This window comes from Burkholderia sp. M6-3 (assembly GCF_050858985.1).
Taxonomy (GTDB): Bacteria; Pseudomonadota; Gammaproteobacteria; order Burkholderiales; family Burkholderiaceae; genus Paraburkholderia; species Paraburkholderia caledonica.
The window spans coordinates 244,809-266,187 of record NZ_CP110093.1; the positions used below are offsets into that span (position 1 = coordinate 244,809).

Here is a 21,379-nt window from a genome sequence, read left to right on the forward strand (position 1 = left end):
CGAGGCTACTTCCACGGCGGCCTGTCGCCGGCTGAGGTTGCAGATGCGTGCTTCGCAGGGAACCACTGAAATGTCTCCGTTATCGCGTGCTCGTTGGACAAGGACAGTAATGAAACTGCGCGCCGACGAGGATCTCGACGCGATCCTGACCTGGCGGGTCCTGCGCAAGGTCTCGGATTCAGTGACACTGCTGAACGATCGCGTGATCTGGCTGCTTGACGATACGCCGGCCAACCGCGAGCTGATTCACCGCTATATCGACGTATGGGAGTATCCGGACGGACGCCTCGAGATCCGCGCCGACGGGGTCGTGTTGCGCTGTGTCCAGTACGACAAGCTCGCGGAGATCGACCAGGGCGCGGTGGTCGAGCACAAGCGCCTCGGTCATGCGCTGCAGGTCGCCCAGGCGATTTAGGCACAGCGCGATGACCGGCGCAGATCGATGGCAGCGAGCATCCGTGGTGGGAGGACCGGGCGCCGCAATGCACGCCGCTGGTCTACGTCGACGATGCCATCAGCCGGCTCGGCAAACCGGATAGCGACAAGTTCAGCGTTGTTCTACGTCAGGGACCGTGCAAGCACGGTTTCCGCCGATTGATGTTTGCACAAAGGCACCAAATCGCACGCAGGCGATTATCAATAGCCGCGACAGTTGGTCTGCCGTGCGGTTTAGATGCAAAATCGAGACGGACCATCTATGCTTAATAGCGCGTCGCTGACAAGCTTTAACCCGCATCGTTGCTGAGCACACTCTCAACGTAGCCCGCTGGTTCTTCGTTACTCGCATGAACCCCAGTTACGTGAGAGGCTTCGAAGTACGCGAACTGCACCGCCAAGTCGTGGCGCAGTTGCAGTTCGGCATGGCGACGGAAATCTGTCATGCCTTCTCTTTCCTCCTCTGCCATGTGATCGCTGTTCGCTTCGTTCGCTGCCGTGACAGCTTGATACCAGGCGTCGGTGCCTACGAGGTGCTCGGCGACAGCGGCCACGGCGTTTCGAATCTCGTTATGATCTTCGATTGCGTCGACAGTCTCGTCCTCGGGGCTCGATTTCCCGCCCTCGCCTTCACCGATGTGCAGCAATGCAGGATAAAAGACGACTTCCTCGGCTCTTGCGTGGACCTCGAGGAAACTTGCCAATCGAGCCCAAACTGCGGTCAGCGCGGCTGTGTCGGCGCGATCTATCTGTTCGAGGATGCCGAACAACCTTCGTTGTTCCTGGTGATCATCGAGGATCAACTGGGTGATATCCATTACACAAACCTCCTACTGTGAAAGGTTCTGGTGCAAATAGGAAAGCGGGTTGAGACGTTTCCTATCGGAAGGATACCTTATCGAGCGGACAGGACTGCATTCCATACGGCGGGCGCGGTAGCCTTCTTGAGGCCGAGCTCCGTGAGATCGAACTGGCCCTTGCGAATGCGATGCGTCAATTCGATACCCGAAATTGTGGTCGCGGCGCTCCTGAACCGCTTGAATCCAAGCATCACGTTGGTTCTGGATTTGATGCGACGATGGTCCTGTTCGATCACGTTGTTCAGATATTTTGAGGACCGGACCTTCGTGTCTTCGGGCAGCAGACCATCGGCCTTCATCTCGCGCACCGCGCGGTGCGAGGCTGCATAGCCGTCGAGCGTGATGGTCTCCGGCGACCGGCCCTGATGCCTGATAGCCTTGCTGAAAAAGGCTTTGGCCGCGGCCACGTCGCGCCCGGCCCTGAGCATGAAGTCCACCGTCTGGCCAGCCCGATCCACCGCCCGGTACAGGTACACCCATTTGCCGCGAATCTTCAGGTAGGTCTCGTCGACGCGCCACGAGCGACCAGCTGGCGTAGCAAAGCGGTTCCAGCGTTTGACGAACTCGGGCGTATAACGTCTCACCCAGCGCAGGATCGTCGTGTGAGCCAGCGATAATCCCCGTTCGGCCATCATCTCCACCAGACCGCGCAGGCTGAGCTTGTAGCGCAGATACCAACGCACGCACAGGACGATGACTTCGCGGTCGAAATGACGCCCGTTGAACAACCATTCGAGGTCTTTCAGCTTGCTCATTGGCTCGTGGTCGTCAAAAGCTCAAGAGTAACAGGCCGACGCGCCGGAATTGCACCACAACCCGCGTGAGTACCCCGCGAAGGCCGGCATGAAACCCACGTTCCATGCCGGGCCTTTTTTCGTTCGGCGAGGCTGCGCCCGCGCCCGTCCTCAGGAGACGCTTAAGTGATTACCCCAGGATTGACCCCGGTCAATGCCCTGCCGATAATAACCATATCGTGGACTACATATCCATAATATGGACATACAAACAGGAGCCCCCGTGACCGAAGCCACTTTTTCTCCGATGACGCCCTACCAATTGCCCTTCCCGAAAGAAGCGCAAAAGGAAGTCGTCGTGCCGTTCGCGATCCCGGCGGACGAACGCGTCTGGGTGCCGCAAGCCGAAAACGTATCGTTTCGCCCGCTGTGCCTTAACGCATCGCAGGGCTACTGGATGAACCTGTTGCGCGTGCGCAAGTCGGGCGTGCTGAGCCGTCACCGCCATCCGCAGGGTGTGCACGGCATGGTGCTGAAAGGCCGCTGGAAGTACCTCGAGCACGAATGGACCGCTACCGAAGGCAGCTATGTCTACGAACCGCCGGGCGAAACCCACACCCTGTACGTACCGGAAGACGTCGAAGAAATGATCACCTACTTCCAGGTCAACGGCGTGATGTTCTATTGCGATCCGTACGGGAACTACACCGGTTACGAAGACGTGTTCACCAAGATCGACATGTGCCGCAAGCACTATGCGTCAGTCGGCCTCGGCGAAGACTACGTGGACCAGTTCATCCGATGAGCGCGCGTCCCGTTTTCGCCCGTTACGACTTTGCCGGGCGTGTGGTTGTCGTGACGGGTGCGGCGAGCGGCATCGGCCGCGCCGTTTGCGACGCGTTTGCGCAGAACGGCGCCGTCACGGCCAACTGGGATCGGGTCCCGGGTGATGCCGACACGCCCCACGCGCCGCGCCATTTCGGCGTCGACGTCACCCAGCCGGAGTCAATTCAGGCAGCACTCGACGCCACGCTCGCGGAGTTCGGCCGCATCGACTATCTGGTGAACAACGCGGGCTTCGCCGGTTCGACGAAGCCACTCGACGAATACGATCCGCTCGAATGGCAGCGGGTGATCGAAGTCAATCTGCTCGGCACCTATCACGTGAGCCGCATCGTCGTACCGTCGATGCGGCGCGCGAACGCCGGGCGCATCGTCAATATTGCGTCGCTCGCGGGTAAGGAAGGCACGCCGAACGCGTCCGCTTACAGCGCGGCGAAAGCCGGCGTGATCGCGATGACGAAATCGCTCGGCAAGGAACTGGCGCAGACCGGCATTCTCGTCAACGGCATCGCGCCGGCCGCCGTGGAGACGCCGTTGCTCGCGCAGATGTCGGCGGGTCACGTGCAGATCATGCTAGAGAAAAGCCCCATGGCGCGGCTCGGCACGACACGGGAAGTCGCCGAACTCGCCGTGTGGCTCTGCTCGGACTCTTGTTCGTTCAGCACGGGCGCGATCTTCGATCTGTCCGGCGGACGCGCCACCTACTGATTCCCAGAATCAACGACATTCCAGATAGTCCCGACACTACACAGCCGCCGGGTCAGGAGACACACATGCTTGAAAAATCACAACGCCTCAAACGTATACAGATAGTCGCCGTCGTCTTCCTGACGGTGGCGGGCGTCGTCAATTATCTCGACCGCAGCACGCTTTCCATCGCCAATCACCTGGTCAGTGAGGAGCTTCACCTGTCGGCCGCGCAGATGGGACTTCTGCTGTCGGCGTTTTCACTGGCGTATGCGTTCGCGCAGTTGCCCGTGGGCGCGTTGCTCGACCGCTTCGGATCGCGCGTGATGCTGGGGCTCGGCATGCTGGTCTGGTCGCTCGCGCAGGTTGCGGGCGGCTTCATTCAGACGATCAACCATTTCCTCGCTGCGCGGATCGTGCTGGGCGTAGCCGAGGCGCCGCTTTTCCCGGCCGGCGCGAAAGTGGTGAACGAATGGTTTGCCGTACGCGAGCGAGGCGGTCCTACCGGCACGTTCATCTCGTCTTCCACGATTGCGCCGATGCTGGCGCCTCCGCTTCTGACCGTACTGATGCTTTCCTTCGGATGGCGAACGATGTTCGTGATCATGGGCGTGCTAGGTGTACTGGTCTCGCTCGGCTGGTACATGTTCTATCGCAACCGCGACGAAGTGGTCCTCACCGAAGCCGAAACGGCCCACCTGAACGAAGGCTCGCAGCTCGTGGAGCGTCCCAAGGGTTTGAGTTTCGCCGAGTGGGGCGCGCTCTTCAAACTGCGCAATACCTGGGGCATGATTTTCGGCTTCATGGGCGTGATCTATATGGTATGGCTCTATCTCACGTGGCTGCCCGGCTATCTCGAGAAGGAGCGTCATCTGAGCATTGCGCACACCGGCTGGCTCGTTACGATCCCTTATATCTTTGGCACCATCGGCATGGCGGGCAGCGGTTATATCGCAGATTATCTGCTCAAGCGCGGCATGGCACCGATAATAAGCCGCAAATGGCCGGTATGTATCGGCCTGATTGGCGCAGCAGCCTTCACCGTGCCCGCCGCGTACACGCCGAGCACGACGCTCGCAATCGTCTACGTGTCGCTCGCCATGCTCTTCGTCAATCTGGCGAGCGGTAGTGCATGGGCGCTCGTCAGCGTGGCGGCACCGCGCCATCTCGTCGCTTCGCTCGGCAGCCTGCAGAACTTCGGCGGCTATCTGGGCGGCTCGTTCGCGCCGGTGATCACCGGCATCGTGGTCGACCAGACGCACTCGTTCGTGAACGCCCTGCTCATCAGCGCGGGCGTGGCGTTCGCCGCCGCGTTCGTCTACCTGTTCGTGGTCAAGGAAGTGTCGGCCGCACCGCTATCCGACGCGGCCGAATCGATACCCATCTGAGCCAATCTATTCAAGTCAACCTATCTGGGCGCTCGACGCCAACTCACATGACATTCCAGACCAATCTGCTCGAAGGTAAAACCGCGTTCGTGACCGGTGGCCTGTCCGGCATCGGGGCGGCGATCGCAAGCGGGCTCGCGCAACTCGGCGCGAAGACGGTCGCCGCCGGCCTGCCGCTGCCGGAGGGCGCGCCCGATACGCTGCGCGACGACGTTCGGCGCATGACGCTTGACGTACGCTCGACCGACGACATCAACGCGGCAATGAGCGCGTTTTCCCGGCTCGATATCGTGGTCAATTGCGCGGGCGTCATCAGCCGTATCGAGGAACACCGTATCGACGTGTTCGAACGCGTGATGGACATCAACCTGCACGGCACGATGCGAGTGTGCTCGGCTGCGCGCCACTTGCTCAAAGCGTCCTCAGGTTGCATCGTTAATACCGCGTCGATGCTGAGCTTTTTCGGCGGCGGCCTAGTGCCCGCGTACAGCGCGAGCAAAGGCGCCGTGGCCCAACTCACCAAATCGCTTGCGATTGCTTATGCAGCCGACGGCATTCGCGTGAACGCGATTGCGCCCGGCTGGATCGCCACGCCGCTGACACAGGCGCTTCAGGATGACGATAATCGCTCGCAGGCGATTCTGGAGCGCACGCCCATGCGCCGCTGGGGAACACCTGACGAAGTCGCACAAGTCGCGGCGTTTCTGTGCACGCCGGCTGCGTCGTTCATGACCGGTGCGATCGTGCCGGTGGACGGCGGCTATCTGGTGGCGTGACGATTTTTTCGTGAAGCGCGTCTGAGCCGGACGTTTCGAGGCAACGCAGTACCGACCCGGCCCGCAATAAGAGGCATAATTGCTTCATTGTGCCCAATGCCAAACCGATGTCCACATCCGATTCGAAGCTGCCTGCCGACACAAACGCCGCCGACGCGAAAACCGTCACCGGCGCCGCTGCATTCTCCAAATTCATCGCCGTTCTGCAACTGGTGGCCGACGCCGAGACACCGCTCAACGTCGCCAAACTGAGCGCGGCGAGCGGCTATCCGCGTCCTACGGTTCATCGCATCGTGGCGGCGTTGCAGGCGGAAGGGATGATCGTCGCGGCGGGCAACGGCACGGTCTTCAATCTCGGGCCGCGCCTCGTCAATCTCGCGAGCCGCAGTTGGGAGCGCTCGGATTTGCGCCTCGCCGCAGTCGACGCATTGATGGAACTGCGTGACGTGACGTCGGAAACGATCCATCTCGCGGTGCCGAGTCAGGGCGAAATGGTGTACATCGAAAAGCTCGAAAGCCCGCACGCGGTCCGCATGGCATCTCGCATCGGTACGCGTGTCTCGCTCACGTCCAGTTCGGTCGGCAAGGCCTATCTCTCCACGCTCGGGGCGAGCGAACGCGAGGCGCTGCTGAAAGACGCGCCTCTGCGACGCTTCACCGAACACACGCTCACCGATCTGGACGCAGTTCGCGCAGAACTAGCGCTCACCGCTCAACGAGGCTATGCCGAAGATCGCGAAGAGAACGAAATCGCGATCTCCTGCTATGGCGCGGCGATCCGGGGCACCGACGGGCGCACCGTGGGTTGCATCAGCATCAGCATGCCGACCTTTCGGCTGCAGAACGACCCGCAAACCCGTTACATTGAGCCATTGCTGGCCGCGTGCCGCGCCATCGCCGCACGCCTCGGCCCGACGAGCGGCCGCTAAACGGAACCGGCTTTCACACCCGCAACCGGCCAGATCCGTCCCCTGCTCGATATTCTGCAAAAGGTCGAATAACGCGCTCATCGCGGCTTCCGGATAATCGCGCGTCAGCAGCATGAATTTTTCGCGCAAACCCGCGCGATCGAGCGGCCGCTCCGGCGTGCCGGTTAAGGCGGTCACCCGTTCGCTGAATACACGCGTAACGGATGAAGCATGGAACTGTCCGCTACCGTACATCATCGAGGTTGCTCGGTTCGTGGCTGGGCGAATAGTCGACGCATTCCCCGCGGCCATATCGAAGCCGCGGGGCCGCGGGGCCGCGCTCTTCTCCTCGCTACCCCGATCACGCCTGTTGCTTCGTGACGTGTAAAAGAATACGCCTATGCTGAAACCCGCCGTTACACAAACAGACGGGCAAAAGAGCCTCTTTTCGTGAAAGATCGGACGAAGCTTGAACAGCGGTCATCCTCATGGGGAGTGCGGAGCCAAGGCGATCCTCCCGACCAAGGGCGAATTCTGGCAATCAAGTGGCTCTTGATGACTTGCGGACCGCGTCATCAGTCTGGATCGTCGACGTGCCTCGTCGCCAGCGGGCACGCGACCGTGGCGCGGCATCGTGCAGAAGCCCGCCGTAGACTTTTTTGCGTCATTGCCTCGATCGTGCTCGTGAACTCGCGCACCTGCGTGGCACCGAATTCGATGAAGTTCGTCGAGTTCGGGGCCCTTTTAGAACAGCGACGTCTGACGCGGATCGCGCGCGGGGGGTCGCGAGGCTGTGACCGCCTTGCGACTGCGTGCGGATGCGCGCCGCTGTGCGACGCGGCGTAAATGCGCGATCAGGGAGACCGTCTGCGTGCCCGCCATAAGTGTGAGCGCAAAATGTCCGATGTCTCCCGGCACACTCGGGCGACAGGCGCGCAGCGACGGCCGCAACGCAAGGCGCCGGGCGCGGGCGATCAACTGGCTGCGGCTCATACCGGGCCAGCAATCCGCGACGAACTGGCGGACGATGGCGGGTAGTAACTCGGGGGCGAGGTCGCCGGGCAACGCCAGCGCAACGAGTTCAAATGCATCAGCCATCGTAGGACACTCTCTTTCTCCAACGTCGTGCGAAGCAGGCTGGCAAACACACTTGCCTATGGGCTCGCGAACCCGTCTGTGCCATCCGGTTCGGATCTTGCCACAAGTCGCGATATGAATACCGTCGCCATCCATGCCTGATCATCCACTACGGTCTGCGCCCCGCCCTGATGTTGCAGGAGGCGCCAGTGCGTGCCTACGCTTCGTCACTCTGTGCACGACTCACCGCCGCGCTGGATCTCAGCAGAAACATTGAAGCTGCGCTCACAATCGTCATCTGACTGAGACGGGGAAACGGTGGCAACCCTCTATCTGGCGAACGCATGCGAACGGGACGCACAAGTTCCCGAAAGTTGCATTTCACAAAAGGTGAGCTAGAATCAGGTGCATTCCTCACCAACGTGTTGCTCACCATGCAAATGCAAAGCTGGGTAGGAACGATCGAGCGTGAATGGCATCAGTTGCGCCTCGCTGACCCTGCTCTGGATGTCGAGAAGTTTTCCCGTCACGTCATCGCGGCCAACAAGACCGGGTTCCTGTCGCCCGAGTCGCTCGCCGCGATCGCCAATGCTCTTCTCACCAGCACGCTCAATCACGCGCCGCATGTCGGCCGCTGGCTGCTTGAGCGCATTGGTGCTAACCGGCATCCCGCCTGGCGGATGGCAATGGCCATTTCTCTCGTCACACCAACCGGAGGCGAGGCGGACCTTGAGAGAGGTAATGCGATCTTCGAAGACGTGATGAAGGATGAGACCGCGGACGGCCATCTTCGCGGCATGGCCGCTGCAGCGCTGGCCGATAGCGCACGCCTTGGGCGGGGCATGCCGGCCGATACGAGCCGCGCGCTCACGCTCTACGAGCAGGCCATCACACTGGGCCACAAGGCCTCAGCATACAATCTCGGGCTTTTCTGGGAGGGCGCGTGGGGAGCCGAAGAGAAAAGCGTTACCCAGGACCGCACGAAGGCAATACAGAGCTATCGCCGCGGCGGTGGTGACATGCGTTGCCAACGCCGTCTGGCAGCGCTACGGTGAAGGTGCCCTACCGCCCGCCGGACGAGACGGAGGACGAGGTTAAGAGGTGAAGCCGCGTTGAGCTGGCCGCAGATACGCCGGCAGGGCAAAATGGTGCCGCGTGTGTCAGTCCCCCGAATCGAAGCGGTCAGATCCATAGTTAGTCAGCACCTCACGCTCTGTCGGGCGCATTCGTGATGACACAGGCAGTGTCACCAAGTGCCACTATCCGCGACCTCTTCCCTTGGGACTTGCGTCAGGCATCGGCGACATCCACCACTCGATGGACGCTGTCATCAATGGCTAGCGGCGACATTGCAGCACAGAAACCCTCCGTTCTTCGTGATACGAGGACGCGCATTGTCTGAATGCAGGTCCTCGCGAAATGCAAAGTGAGAAAATAACTGCGCCGACCGGCGAGCAGGCTTTCCCGATTGATCAATACCGGCGATGCGAATCGGCAAGGTGGTGTATGCGCTGCCCTGGTGCTTCGGAGATCGGCAGATTTCGTGCATCACTGATGGCACGTTCGCAAGAAATGCCTGGTAGCACGAATCATTGCGGCCTGCAGACGTTCGGCCCGGACTTTCGAGGGGCTGACTGACCAGCCAGCCCCCGTTCGCTAACCACCGACGCATCAACCGCCAGCCGCGCTTTGCGTTGAACATGAGAGAGCCGGCGCATCAATCTTCCATCGCCTGCCTGATATCTGACGATTTCGTGTGACCGGCAAAAGGCTGACTATGCATTGCTTTACAGGCCCGCAACACCAGATCGCGACCGGAGAGCGCGGACGTTAACCAGTACCACACTATGGCCGGATTCCTCCCGTGTGTTTTCGCGCTATCGCGTCGTTCCGCATCCAATGCCAGCATCTCGTCATCTATAATCGCACTCAGCACACCAGTGATCGCATGGAGCCCTACTATATGAGTCAAACCCGCGGACGATATGCGGGATCTCGGGACATCGGCCAGCGCCAACCTCGTCACGTCAAACAGTCCCAGCCGAAGCGGCCGAGACCGCCGTACGTCAATGCACCTGCCCGGGACTCTGCCCAGACTGCCTCCATTTTCAAGACGCGATCGTTCCAGTTTCTGGTGGATACGGTAGGCGCGGAGAATATCGCGCTGGGACTGGGATCGAACATGGCGCGAGTGGCCGAGCTGACGAAGGGTGAAAGGTTCACGCCCGAGACCGCCTTTCACATGGAAACCACGCTTGGTTTGCCTCACGGCTTCTTTGACCAGCCCAATCCTGCGCTTGCGCCCGAAACCATCGCCCGCCTGAAATCACCGCTCGATTTCGTCCTGGCCGACGATGAACCGGAAGCAGTGTCGGAAACACCCATGCCGCCTTCCGCCGTTCACGGCGGCCAGCAACCATATCCTGAAGACAGTTTGTCGGGGGAAGCGCAGATGCCGAAAAAAGCGACGGGCGGCTCGCCCAGGGCCGTCAGAAACAGTCGAAGCCAGATGGCCGCACCGCCTGCCCCACGTGCGCCGCGAAAAGGTTCGCCTTCGAAACCCCAGAAATCTGTCGGGGGAAACCAACAGCGACCACTCGCGTTAGACGACAGCGGTGACGTAGAGAAAATTCGGCGCGCGAACCTCCATGTCTTGACGGCCCGTAATGGATCGAAAGCAAGACTCGGTGTGGTCATGGAAATGAGCGGATCCAACATGGCCCACCGGCTGTACGGTAAAAAACGGCTCGACAGTGTTGAAGCAGACCGTTTCACCGAACGGCTTGGTTTGCCAGCTGGCTGGCTGGACACGCCGCATTCGGAAGCCAACATCCCCGAGTCGGTGTCGCGTTTGCTCGCGCCCGCCGCGCGCGGCCGTGCATCCGTTGAACAGAAGGAGCCACTCGCGGCCGCAACGGAAGACCGCGCATCGACGCAGCCCGCCGATGCGACGGCGAACGCGAGGCGCTCGCGGGCGGACATTCGGACCGGTGCGAAAGACCCCGCGACCGGTTCGGCAGGTGCCTCAGAGAAAGGAACGATCGTCGTCAGGCAGCCGCATCACGCCGCCGATGCTCCCGACGAGCCTGCCGGTCGCAAATCTGACGCAAGTGTTGGTGAACCGGCGGCAGCCACGGCGGCAACCGCTGAGTCGTTCGCGGCCCCCGCAACACCTCCGCAATCGCGCGAGTCGCTATCCCCGTCCGTGACGAGCCTGGACCATCTTCACGGCATTGCGCCGATCGCGGAGGCATTGCTTAAGACGCTGGCAGGCAAGGCACGCACGGGCCGACTGGACGAGCTCAAGGCGCTGGAGCTTTTGCAGCAGGCAGTCCTGTTATGAGGCGGTAGTAGCGTGCCATGAGCTGATCTGCAATGACGCAGGAAGCACATCGGCCTAGCCCGGCAACGGTGCGCGCGACTGATCGCCCTCTTCCTGAGCTACGGTGCACCGTAGCTCAATGGTCGGGAAATTGCCGTAGCTTGTCGACCGGACCCTGTTTTCTATCTGCAGGGTCCGCACGCCAGGTCGGAACTTTGGGCCCTCTCCTCGAACGCACTCCGGGATGAAGATGACCATTAACGATCCGTTATCCTGACTTTATACCTACAATCTCTTGGTGCCGCCGCCAAAGGCTATTATGAGGTTGGATCTACGTCTGGAACAGGCGAACTAGTAGTGCCGGCGAGGAATTGACTGAGGCGGCGCTCTGCGCTGATTATTTTGTGCGGGGAAACGGTGGCGAGCTGCGCATCGTGCAAAGCCAGCAGGCCCTCAAAAACGGGAACAGCATCTTCAGGGAGCACCCACTCGTTTGCCGAATCTGTCACCGGCCCTCGCCAGTAGCCGCGGGCCAGAACGCGCACGAGTTGACACTTTTATGTCCCTTCGAATCGGCATAAATCCTTAGGAGGCTGACCTCAGCACATCGATTTGAAGCCTTCAGCCCCAAACTCGCGCGCCGCGTGATGTTCTACCGTCGTGCGTTGCTTGAACAATGGTTACTACTCGAGGCGAATCCGAAGGTGATCACCTTCTGCGAGCGACCGGGCTATGTGCTGATCAACGAAGACCGTCACCTCGCCGATTTCTGGGTGCGCTACGTTGATCGCGAGGAGTTTGTTGTACTAAGCGAACTGCTTCTTGGATCCAATGCAGACGGGTCATGCGCCGTACTTGACGCTTGCACCGCAGAGGTCCGGCTTGTTGGATCGGCCGATCTCGCCGCGGCGCGTGCATGGACGGACAACTGGCAGCGCATCCTCCCCTACCTTGTTGCGAACCGGTGCCTCGTGCCGGCAACGTTACCGCCAGCCATCATGCAATTCGTGGAGGCGCCACGGCGACTGCTCGATATCGAGCGCGAGTTCCTGCCCAGCGACCCGGTGATTGTTCGCGCTGCGCTGTTCAGCCTGCTCCACACAGGTCGCGTCAGCGCGTCGGCACTTCGGACGCAACCGCTGTCGCTGCTCACCTCCTTCACAGCGTTGGAGGCAACATCATGAGTCGCCGCAAGCCGGAGTTGCAGGCGATCGATGTCAACGCATGGCCTACTGTCGCCCATACCGAACTCGACGAACCAGTCTGCCGCAAATTCGAGGCACGTCGTCAGGCCATATTGCGCTATATCGCTGGCGAACCGATCAGAGCCATCGAAAAGTCGACACACTTCAATCGCCGGCAGTTGTACCGCTGGCTTGACCGCGCGCAGGCCGTTCACCTTGACGGCCGCCCCTTCGGCTTTCGGGCACTCATCCACTACGTGCGCATCGCAGAATATTCGCGAGGGCTCTGTCAACTTGTCGGGCGTAGACTACCTGAGCAGCTAAAGCATAGTTATCCTTATCAGATAACGCACTCGACTGCGGCAGTAACAGTCCATCCATGCCATGTGGCGAAGCGTTCCTGGAGTACGGCACGATGACATGCCGCGTTCATCTGATGTCTGGGCAACGCGAAGTGCTGCCGGATTGGGCCGAAGCATGAGAGGAACGCCTGCGTGCGACGCGCATCGCGAAAGCCGCACATCTGTCGTTCGCGCCTGCGGGTCGGCTGGTGGCTGTTCTCAGCACGGTTATTTACGCGTGCAGCCGCTTTGACGAAGACGTGCTTAATATGAGCGAGCTCGGGAATGTCGGCCTTTGCTGCGGGATAGCTGCGCAGCTGGTCGGTAACGATCTTGCGCGGCAGCGGGTTTGAACGCAGCACCCGCCGGAAGAAGCGCTTTGCCGCAGCCTTGTCGCGCCGCTTTTGCACCAGCACGTCGAGTTCGACACCATGCTCGTCGACCGCTCGCCACAAAAGATACGGCTCGCCGCGCAGTGTGACGAACATTTCGTCCAGATGCCATGTACTGCCCGGCTTGCGCCGCGCCGCTTTGGCACAACAGGCGAATCGAGCGCCGAACTTGTCACACCAGCAACGGACCGTTTCGTATGTGACCACGACACCACGCTCGAGCAACAATTCCTCGATGTCGCGAAGGCTCAGGTTGAACCGGAAATACCAGCGAACCGCGCAACTGATGACGACTGCAGGGAAGCGGTGACCGTGATAAAGCGATTTCGTTTTCTTCATCACTTCATTCTACCGCCGCCTCCCCATCAACCTGACAGAGCCGTCCCGGCAAACCGGGCAGTTTGTCCGCGAGTTCCCTGATCTGCTCGATTACTGGGCCAAGTTCAACATGCTCGGTCTTCAAGCGATCTTCGTCATCACGCGCAAGGCCGCCCACCATTGCCGTCGAACGGATCCGCAACGCGCGTAGCGCGTTCGCGATGACGGCCACGTCAATGATCTCCTGAAGCAACGCGCCCGGCAGGGGCGGCAGAAACCCGAACGCGGCGACGATCATTGCCGCCACCGACAGTGCAATGCCCGCCATCACGCTCTGGACGGCAATTCGCCGCGTGTGTTTCGCCACCCGAAACCCCTCGACAAGCCGGTCCAGCCGGTCGACCAGCAGCACCACGTCCGCCGCCTCGGAGGACGCCGCCGCGCCTCGTGCGCCCATCGCAACGCCGACGTCCGCAGCTGCAAGCGCGGGCGCGTCGTTGATGCCATCGCCAACCATGACGACTGGCCCTTCACGGCGTGCCGTCTGGATCGCTGCAAGCTTGTCCGCCGGAGACAGCTCGGATCGCACCTCCGTGACGCCCAGCATTGCCCCCACCGTTTCGGCCACATCGCGTCTGTCGCCCGTGAGCATGACAAGCCGTTTGATGCCCTCGTGCCTGAGCAGCCGCAGCGCGCGTGGGGTTTCAAGCCGGATCTGATCAGCCATCTGCAGGGCCCCGACCCTGCTGCCGTCCACCCCGACGAATACGGCGGAAGCGCCCTCGTACGTCAGGCGTTGAAGGAAAACTTCGCTCCAGGGTGCTGGCGTCGCGAGCGACGCCACAAAGACATAAGAGCCGATCGCGACGAAATGGCCATCCACTTCGCCCTTTACCCCGGCACCCGGCTGCTCCTCGACCCGGCTGGGTAGTGACAAGACGAGATTGCGCTCGCGTGCAGCCCCAGTCACCGCTTCGGATATGACGTGCGCAGATGCCTGGCCAAGAGATGCAGCAAGGCGCAGGACCGTCTCGGGAGACGTGCCGGTAGCGGCTTCAATTGCGACGAGGCGTGCGTGCCCTCCCGTCAGCGTTCCTGTTTTGTCGAAGAACAGCACGCTCGCTTGCGCGAGCCTTTCCAATGCAGCCCCACCTTTGACGAGCACGCCGCGCTTCGCGCAACGCGACATGCCGGAAACAATGGCCACAGGAACCGCAAGAATCAGCGGGCACGGGGTTGCAACGACAAGCACCGCAAGCGCCCTGGTGATTTCTCCGGAGATCAGCCAGCTACCCGCGGCAAGTGCAAGGGCGGCAAACACGAACCACAGCGCGTAGCGATCGGCAAGACGGCTTGCCGGACTGCGCTCGCGCTGCGCTGACTGCACCATTCGCACGATTCCGGCGAACGTACTGTCTGCCGCGCTCGCGGCAGCGACCATCTCGAACGCCGCGCCGACACTTACGACGCCGCTATTGACCGGTTCGCCGGGTGAGCGTTGCTGGATGAGGGACTCCCCGGTGAGCGTGGACTCATCCAGTTGAGCGTGGCCGATTAGCGAGCCATCGACAGGAACGAGATCACCGCTCCGGACCAGCAGACGATCGCCGGGATGTACCGCATCCAGTTCGACACGGCGCCACTCACCGCCCTCAAAGCGGTTGGCGTGACGCGGAGCGCGACTTAGTAAGGCAGTCATTTCGCGGTGTGCCCGCGCCTGTGCGTACGCTTCGAGCGCCCGTCCGCTCGCCAGCATCAGCGAGATCACGGCGGCGGTGAGAAACTCGCTGAGGCCCAGTGCGAAACCGATGGCAAGAAGTGCGAGCACATCGACGCCCGCTTCATGCCGTCGCAGCGTCTTGACGGTCGACACCAGCAGCGCCAGCAGGACAGGCAAGGTTCCAACGGCCCACAGTACCTGCGCGAGCGCGGCGTGTCCGAGCGCGGCAAGCACGATGCCCGTTACGAGACTTCCGGCCGAGACGGCCAGCAGGACAAGCTCGACTGAGTGAAACGGACGTGGCATGGCGGAAAGATCACAAGGGGTTCGAGTTTCAAACAAAAAAAGCTGGAGCCGATTTGAAATCGCTGCTTTCAGCATAAGGTATGAATGCATCCGTGCGGTACCGGGCCTGCGTCGAATCGATATTTCCGGGAAGATCAGACTGCAGGCTCACCGCGAAACATTGAACGTCGATGTGACGAGCTTGAAACTGATTGCGCGGATAATCGAACCGACCCGCCCACACAACACTCGAGCCGCAGGGGCATGCAGCACGTAAGACTTTTCTAGCGTGGCAGAACTCGGGCATTATTTGTCAGAGTGCCGGGTGGATATACGATCACGATCTGATTGCCGTCAGGACCGTCGAGCATCTCCGCTTCTTCGGAATTGCGCTGTCCGATTTGCACAACATGCTGTATAGCTCGCTTGCGCTCGACGGTGAAAACGCACCATTGCTCCCCACAACGGAATAGCGCGCCGATGGGAAGTTTTATCACGTCAGATCGTTCCCAGATCACAATCCTGCCCTGAACCCGATACCCGTCGTTCAGCCGGCCCGGGGGACCCGACAGGTCCGCGATGACATGCACCCGCTGCTCTTCAACCCCCAGCGCCGAAACCTTGGTAAAAGCGCCCGGCTCGACCACCCGCACTTTTGCATCGATTGGCACAGGTCCGCCCCAGTCCTCGACTGACATGCGCATCCCGGGACTGATCTTGACGGCGTCCGTTGAGAGCACATCAACGACGACTTCATAGCGCGATGGATCAGCGAGCACCATCACGGCAGCGCCGGCCGACACGACCCGTTCGCTCCGTTCGTCAACCCGCAGGAGCACGGCATCGACAGGAGCGCGGACTTCCACGGGCTGTCCGGCTTCCAGTGCTCTCAGATGCGCCTTCGCGGCTCCCACTTCTGCTGCCGCAGATGTCGCACGCGCGCGGGCCGCATCGAGATCGCTCATGCCCGATGCTTCGGCGACGCGGAGTTGTTCCAGCCCCTGCTTCGAGATGCCGCCATATTCGATCAATGCCTTGCCTCTCTGATACTCCCTGTGAGCCTGTTCGAGATCGGCACGAACATGATCGACGTGCGCCTGAGCCTCCCCATAAGCGGCTTCCGCCGACTCCACATGGGCACGCTGCTCCGCACTTTCACCGGGCGTCATAGGGACGGGCACCAGCACCGCGATCACCTGTCCCGCACGCACATGATCGCCTTCGCGCATGATTACGCGCAGCAGGCGGCCGGTAATCGGCGCCGTGACGACATAGCGGTCATGTGCCCGGATTTCCCCGTCCTCGTCGATCGTGACGCGAAGCGCTCCCCGGCTCACCTGTGCCGTATCGACAACGACCGGTTTCGGCCAGAACGCGCCCGCCAAGACCGCGGCAGCTGCAAGCGTCGCGACAGCGATCAGTGACGCCGACCGAATCCGGTTGCGCTTCATGATTCGCGCGCCTTGAGGACCGCGACGATATCGAGGCGCCTGATCTTCCACGCCACGACCAATCCGGAGCAAGCCACCGAGCCGGCGGTGACGAGTAGCGCGTACGCGAACGTCGGAGCTTCGATGACAAGCGGCAGACGGTACAGATCGGTGGCCAGGCCTCGGACCAGCAACGCGCAGATGCCATATCCGAGCAACAGACCGATAGGCGCTGATGCCGTAGCGAGCACGAATTGTTCGCCAAGGAGGATCCGGGCGACTTCTGCGCGAGTGAAGCCAAGTACGCGCAACGATGCCAGTTGCTGTGCGCGTTCCGAATAGGCGATACGCATCCCGTTGAAAGCAACCCCGAAGGCGATGATGCAGGCGAACACAAAATTGATTGTGGTCGAAAGACGCACGCTTTCGTCCATGATCTTGCGGAAACTGTCTATTACCGTTTGCCGGACGGCCACCGTATTGACGGCCGGCATACGCTTGAGCGTGCCGTACAGAGGCTCCAGCGCGCGCGCGTCAGTCTGCAGCCACGCCCCTGACCAGTTGCCGCTCTCGTCAAGCAGCCGCGCAAGGGAATGCTGATCCATGTACGCCCGAATGCCGACCAGCTCTCCGACCTTACCCGTCACCATCACCTGTCGCGTCTGGCGCTTGCCCTCGAGCAACTCCACCGTGATCCTGTCACCTGCGCGCAGTCCCAGCGCGTCCGCGAGTTGTGACGAGATCAGCATCCCGTCCGGGGGCACGCGCAACGGCCGCCCCTGTTCATCGACAAGGCGATGCATAGCTGCCGTCGTCGAGATTCCGCTGAGGTTGATCCGGCGAGAGCGGTATCCATAGGAGAGTCTGACCGGCACATCGCGAAACGGCTCGACCGTCAACACGCCGGGCAAGCTTTCGAGCGCGAACAATGCCCGATGCGACAGTGGCTGTGCAAAAGTGATGGTCACGTCCTGACGTTCAACGCGTTGAAACTGCACATCGAAGAGATAATCGATAGCATCGAAAAAGAATCCCCCTATCACGAGGATCGCGCTCGCACTGGCAATCGCAAGACAGGAAAGCGCAGATTTGACGGGCTGCCGCGCGATATTGCGCACAACCATTCGCCCGGTCACGCTGAGGTGCCGGGACATTCCGGTCCGCTCCGCCCAGCCTGCGGTGAATGCGGGTGGCAATACGGGTCGTAGTGCTTCGACGGGCATCAATCTCCCAGCCTTCGCCACGCTTGCCGCCGTGCCCGCAGCTGCGGTGACGAAACTTACGGCAATGACAGAGATCATGACTGATCCGTCAGCCTGGTACTCGAGACGGGCAAAGCGATAGTATCTCGCGTACATGTCCGTGAGATAGGATCCGAGCCCGAGCCCGGCTGCCACGCCGATCGCGGTTCCCACCGCCGCGATCAGCGAGGCCATATGGAGATAGTGCAGTGCGACCCGCGCGTTTCCGTATCCGAATGCCTTCATCAAACCGATCTGTGTGCGTTGGGTATCGATCAGCCTGCTCAGCAAACTCTGTAACAGAAACATGGCCACGCAGAAAAAGATCGCAGGCACATACGTAGATGTGGTGCGGTTCTGTGCGATTTCGTCCGAGATGAAGCGATGCGATAACTGATCTTCACGCGTGATTGCACCGAGCCCGCCATAGCGTGCCAGTTCGCGGTCGACCCGGGCGATCACGTCCGATACCCGGCTGCTGTTGTCGAGTGCGATTGCCAGGTCGTTGAACGCCCCATCCATGTTGAATGCAGCCGACGCGGCGTCACGCCCCATCCAGATGACACCGTAGTGCCGATTGTCCGGAAAAATGGACCCGGCTCCTGCTTCATAGACATACTCTGGCGAAAGCGCGATACCGACGATCTTGAGCTCTTTCCAGCGACCGTTCAATACAGCCCCGACGTGCTGCCCCACATCAAGATTGTTTGCTTCCGCGAAAGCAGCACTCATCAGCACCTCATCGTCCCGACCCGGCGACACATATCGGCCACTTCGCAGATGCAGCAGGTTGAGCACCGGCCAGGAAAACTCGGGAATCGAGACGAGATGCCCGGTCGCTGGCTCATCGAGACCGGGCACGTCGAGCGTGACATCAGACACGACGCGCGGATCGACGCGAGCGACACCGGGCAGCGACGCGATACGCGATGCGACTGCGACTGGGGCGCGCTTGAGCGTTACGAACAGGTCGGCGAAGCGGTAAGACACGTAATAGTCCTGCTGCGCCGTCAGCAGACTCAAATACGTCGTGCGCATGGCGACGAATGTGGCCACGCCGCAAGCCACGATCAGCACTGCAGCACATGCTTGCGCCCGCATGTGCCAGAGGTCCCGCCATAGAAGACGTGTCAGGGCACTTACCATGACAGATCCCGGGCTCGCGAACGCCTCGCGTTTCGACGATCTTCGACGATTGTGCCGCTGCTCATGCACACGACCCGATTCGCCATGTCAGCGATGACAGCGTTGTGCGTAACGACAATTGTCAAGGTTCCGAACTCACGGTTGACGCGTTCGAGTACTTCGAGCACGACCCGCCCCGTCTGGAAATCCAGCGCGCCCGTTGGCTCGTCGCACAACAGGACATCGGGGCGTTTCGCTATTGCACGGGCGATCGCGACCCGCTGCTGTTCACCGCCCGACATCTGGGAAGGAAAATGATCGGCAAATGTGCCGATGCTGACCATATCCAGGGCGACGTCGGGATCAAGCGGCTGATCTGCAATCTCCGTCACGAGCGCCACGTTTTCACGTGCGGTGAGACCCGGTATGAGGTTATAGAACTGGAACACGAAGCCGACGTGTTCGCGACGGAATCGGGTAAGGTCCCGGTCGGGCACAGAGTCGAGGCGATGGTCGCGGTAATTGATAGTGCCGGCCGTCGGCGTATCGAGTCCGCCCATCAGGTTCAACAACGTGGATTTGCCGCTGCCCGACGCGCCCAGCAGAACCACAAACTCTCCAGCTTCCAGTTCCAGAGTCACGTCGTTGAGCGCGTGCACGCTTACGCTCCCCATCGGGTAGACCTTGCTGACTGCATTGACGGAAAAGACGGTCTCCATTATTCGCTCAACATTAAAGCAGCAAGGTCTGTCCGGGCGGGCAACTGGTCACCACTTCCGTGATCCACTCAAGGTCTAGAATTGCAACCCTGCTCCTCGCGCGTCACCGTTTGATTTGCGTCAGTGCTTCCCCTTGTCAGTGAGCTCAGGCTTGCGGAACCGACGCAGATCCACCGGACACGGAGTTACTGTGTAAATCTGTGCAAAGCTCCGCGAAATGTCTGCGCGGCAACGCCACGCATGATGATCAAGGTGTGCGGCACCCGGTACATAACTGCATGACGTCGTGCCTGTCTGGATCCTCCCAGGAAAAATGAACATCGATGCCGCCTCGCGCAGGAACCACGACCTTCCTTGTTTCTGTTACGTGTCTGTCACGCGCAGAGATCTGGTACTGGCCTGCAGGCAAATGTGCGAAGAGGAATGGGCCTGCCGTCCTTACAACCAGAAGAGATCGGGTTCCAGCGTAGATCCTCACATCGACATCGGAGAGGTAATGACCAGACTTCGCCGACAGCGTGACCCGCAGGTTGTATTTGGGTGCGACTGAATGGAAGGCCTTGACTTCATCTTCTCCGATGCCGCCTGTTACATATCGGATCCCGTTTTGCACTGCTGGCGCCGGCAGCGGCTGCGCCGACACGCTGGCACACAGTATTGCCCCAACGAGAAGTGACGTTGAAAATACTCTCGCACGAAAAATAGACATGGTTACCTCCCGGCCCGGCTTCTCGAGCGTGTGGCACTTGTCACGCATACCCGCACGGCGGCTCCGACCTGGTAAAAAATTGTTCACCACACCAGCATGGCGCCCGGGACGAATCATCGTTTGACGTGCGTCAAGCTCCAATGGATGGCGCGACGTAGTGTCGTTCTAGAGGTCTGTGAAAGAAGTTCGGGTTTGACGTCGGCACCCAACCGTGTTGAGGAGAATGTCATGCAACGATATCTTGTGCTGCAACGCACTCTGCCGATAGCGGTAGCGATATGCGCGAGCCTGGCAGCGCACGGCGAAGAACTTGCCAGAATTTCAACTCATTCGCAACGGTATGGCGGCGAAGTAGAAATATCGGCATATGATGATCCCCTCCTGAAGGGCGTAACCTGCTACCTTTCAAGGACCCACGAAGATAACCAGTTCGGTAATCCCCAAACGGGATCGATATCCCAGGCCGATGCTTCCTGTCATCAGGTTGGGAAAGTGAGCGTAACGAGGCAGGTGCCAAAACAGGCCACAGTGTTTGAAGAGTCGCAAGACCCGATCTTCAAAGCTCTGCACGTGATCCGCGTCCTCGATTCAGAGCGGATGGTAGCGCTTTATTTTATTTACACAGAAAGTGAACTGGCCGGCAATCTTCCCGGCCATATTGATGTCATCCGCCTGCCCGCGCGTGGCAAGCAGACTGGGGAATAGACGCAACATATCTGAAGCCCGCGATTTTTGCCGCAGTGACCGCTAGCGTGTCAATCCGCGTTCTGCCAAATAACGTACTGCAGCACCGCAAACGCCGCGATGGCGATCAATGCAATGAAGGCACATCCGATAAGAAGCCACCTGCCCATGTCGTCACCTTGGAGACGGGCCCCGACTGGA

Annotated in this window: 17 protein-coding genes and 1 pseudogene; 10 read left to right on the plus strand and 8 right to left on the minus strand. The window is 60.6% G+C overall.

What is annotated here, in order from left to right; all coding sequences use genetic code 11:
* Window positions 1–115: 115 nt before the first annotated feature.
* Window positions 116–598, plus strand: a pseudogene (locus OH764_RS36335) (hypothetical protein); the annotation flags it as partial.
* 127 nt (window positions 599–725) lie between these two features.
* On the opposite strand, the gene OH764_RS36340 reads toward OH764_RS36335, so the two are convergent.
* Window positions 726–1,253: a hemerythrin domain-containing protein gene (locus OH764_RS36340; protein ID WP_498851797.1), complete on the minus strand. Its 528-nt coding sequence runs from the start codon at window positions 1,251–1,253 to the stop codon at window positions 726–728.
* 77 nt (window positions 1,254–1,330) lie between these two features.
* The gene (locus OH764_RS36345) at window positions 1,331–2,050 is read right to left on the minus strand and encodes an IS6 family transposase (protein ID WP_498851798.1); all 720 of its coding nucleotides are present in this window, start codon (window positions 2,048–2,050) and stop codon (window positions 1,331–1,333) included.
* Between the two features lie 238 nt (window positions 2,051–2,288).
* On the opposite strand from OH764_RS36345, the gene OH764_RS36350 reads away from it, so the two are divergent.
* From OH764_RS36350 to OH764_RS36370, 5 genes are all read left to right on the plus strand, one after another.
* Window positions 2,289–2,834, plus strand: coding sequence for a 2,4'-dihydroxyacetophenone dioxygenase family protein (locus tag OH764_RS36350; protein WP_498851799.1), 546 nt, complete (start codon window positions 2,289–2,291; stop codon window positions 2,832–2,834).
* Window positions 2,831–3,580, plus strand: coding sequence for an SDR family NAD(P)-dependent oxidoreductase (locus OH764_RS36355; RefSeq protein ID WP_498851800.1), 750 nt, complete (start codon window positions 2,831–2,833; stop codon window positions 3,578–3,580). Before OH764_RS36350 ends, OH764_RS36355 begins: the two co-directional genes overlap by 4 nt.
* A gap of 65 nt (window positions 3,581–3,645) precedes the next feature.
* Window positions 3,646–4,947 carry an MFS transporter gene (locus tag OH764_RS36360; protein ID WP_498851801.1) on the plus strand — a complete coding sequence of 434 codons (1,302 nt, stop codon included), beginning with the start codon at window positions 3,646–3,648 and terminating at the stop codon, window positions 4,945–4,947.
* Between the two features lie 47 nt (window positions 4,948–4,994).
* Window positions 4,995–5,723, plus strand: coding sequence for an SDR family NAD(P)-dependent oxidoreductase (locus OH764_RS36365; RefSeq protein ID WP_498851802.1), 729 nt, complete (start codon window positions 4,995–4,997; stop codon window positions 5,721–5,723).
* Between the two features lie 107 nt (window positions 5,724–5,830).
* Window positions 5,831–6,652 carry an IclR family transcriptional regulator gene (locus tag OH764_RS36370; RefSeq protein ID WP_498851803.1) on the plus strand — a complete coding sequence of 274 codons (822 nt, stop codon included), beginning with the start codon at window positions 5,831–5,833 and terminating at the stop codon, window positions 6,650–6,652.
* A gap of 723 nt (window positions 6,653–7,375) precedes the next feature.
* Here the strand turns inward: OH764_RS36370 and OH764_RS36375 are convergent.
* The gene (locus tag OH764_RS36375) at window positions 7,376–7,729 is read right to left on the minus strand and encodes a hypothetical protein (protein ID WP_498851804.1); all 354 of its coding nucleotides are present in this window, start codon (window positions 7,727–7,729) and stop codon (window positions 7,376–7,378) included.
* Between the two features lie 413 nt (window positions 7,730–8,142).
* On the opposite strand from OH764_RS36375, the gene OH764_RS36380 reads away from it, so the two are divergent.
* From OH764_RS36380 to OH764_RS36390, 3 genes are all read left to right on the plus strand, one after another.
* The gene (locus OH764_RS36380) at window positions 8,143–8,763 is read left to right on the plus strand and encodes an SEL1-like repeat protein (protein ID WP_498851805.1); all 621 of its coding nucleotides are present in this window, start codon (window positions 8,143–8,145) and stop codon (window positions 8,761–8,763) included.
* A gap of 908 nt (window positions 8,764–9,671) precedes the next feature.
* Window positions 9,672–11,051: a hypothetical protein gene (locus OH764_RS36385; RefSeq protein ID WP_498851806.1), complete on the plus strand. Its 1,380-nt coding sequence runs from the start codon at window positions 9,672–9,674 to the stop codon at window positions 11,049–11,051.
* 626 nt (window positions 11,052–11,677) lie between these two features.
* Window positions 11,678–12,214: a hypothetical protein gene (locus OH764_RS36390; RefSeq protein ID WP_498852033.1), complete on the plus strand. Its 537-nt coding sequence runs from the start codon at window positions 11,678–11,680 to the stop codon at window positions 12,212–12,214.
* A 340-nt stretch (window positions 12,215–12,554) separates the two neighbouring features.
* Here the strand turns inward: OH764_RS36390 and OH764_RS36395 are convergent, their stop codons facing one another.
* The 5 genes from OH764_RS36395 to OH764_RS36415 all read right to left on the minus strand — a co-directional run bounded on the left by OH764_RS36395 (window position 12,555) and on the right by OH764_RS36415 (window position 19,785).
* Complete coding sequence (locus OH764_RS36395) at window positions 12,555–13,286, minus strand: IS6 family transposase (protein ID WP_498849139.1); 732 nt, start codon at window positions 13,284–13,286, stop codon at window positions 12,555–12,557.
* Between the two features lie 4 nt (window positions 13,287–13,290).
* Entirely contained in the window at window positions 13,291–15,291 is a 2,001-nt protein-coding gene (locus tag OH764_RS36400; protein WP_498851807.1) for an HAD family hydrolase, read from the minus strand.
* Between the two features lie 263 nt (window positions 15,292–15,554).
* On the minus strand, window positions 15,555–16,655 hold the full coding sequence (locus OH764_RS36405; protein ID WP_498851808.1) for an efflux RND transporter periplasmic adaptor subunit: 1,101 nt from the start codon (window positions 16,653–16,655) through the stop codon (window positions 15,555–15,557).
* A 62-nt stretch (window positions 16,656–16,717) separates the two neighbouring features.
* Window positions 16,718–19,042, minus strand: coding sequence for an ABC transporter permease (locus OH764_RS36410; protein WP_498851809.1), 2,325 nt, complete (start codon window positions 19,040–19,042; stop codon window positions 16,718–16,720).
* A 38-nt stretch (window positions 19,043–19,080) separates the two neighbouring features.
* Complete coding sequence (locus OH764_RS36415; RefSeq protein ID WP_498851810.1) at window positions 19,081–19,785, minus strand: ABC transporter ATP-binding protein; 705 nt, start codon at window positions 19,783–19,785, stop codon at window positions 19,081–19,083.
* A gap of 937 nt (window positions 19,786–20,722) precedes the next feature.
* Between OH764_RS36415 and OH764_RS36420 the strand changes: the two genes are divergently transcribed.
* On the plus strand, window positions 20,723–21,199 hold the full coding sequence (locus tag OH764_RS36420; RefSeq protein WP_229517684.1) for a CreA family protein: 477 nt from the start codon (window positions 20,723–20,725) through the stop codon (window positions 21,197–21,199).
* Window positions 21,200–21,379: the final 180 nt, after the last annotated feature.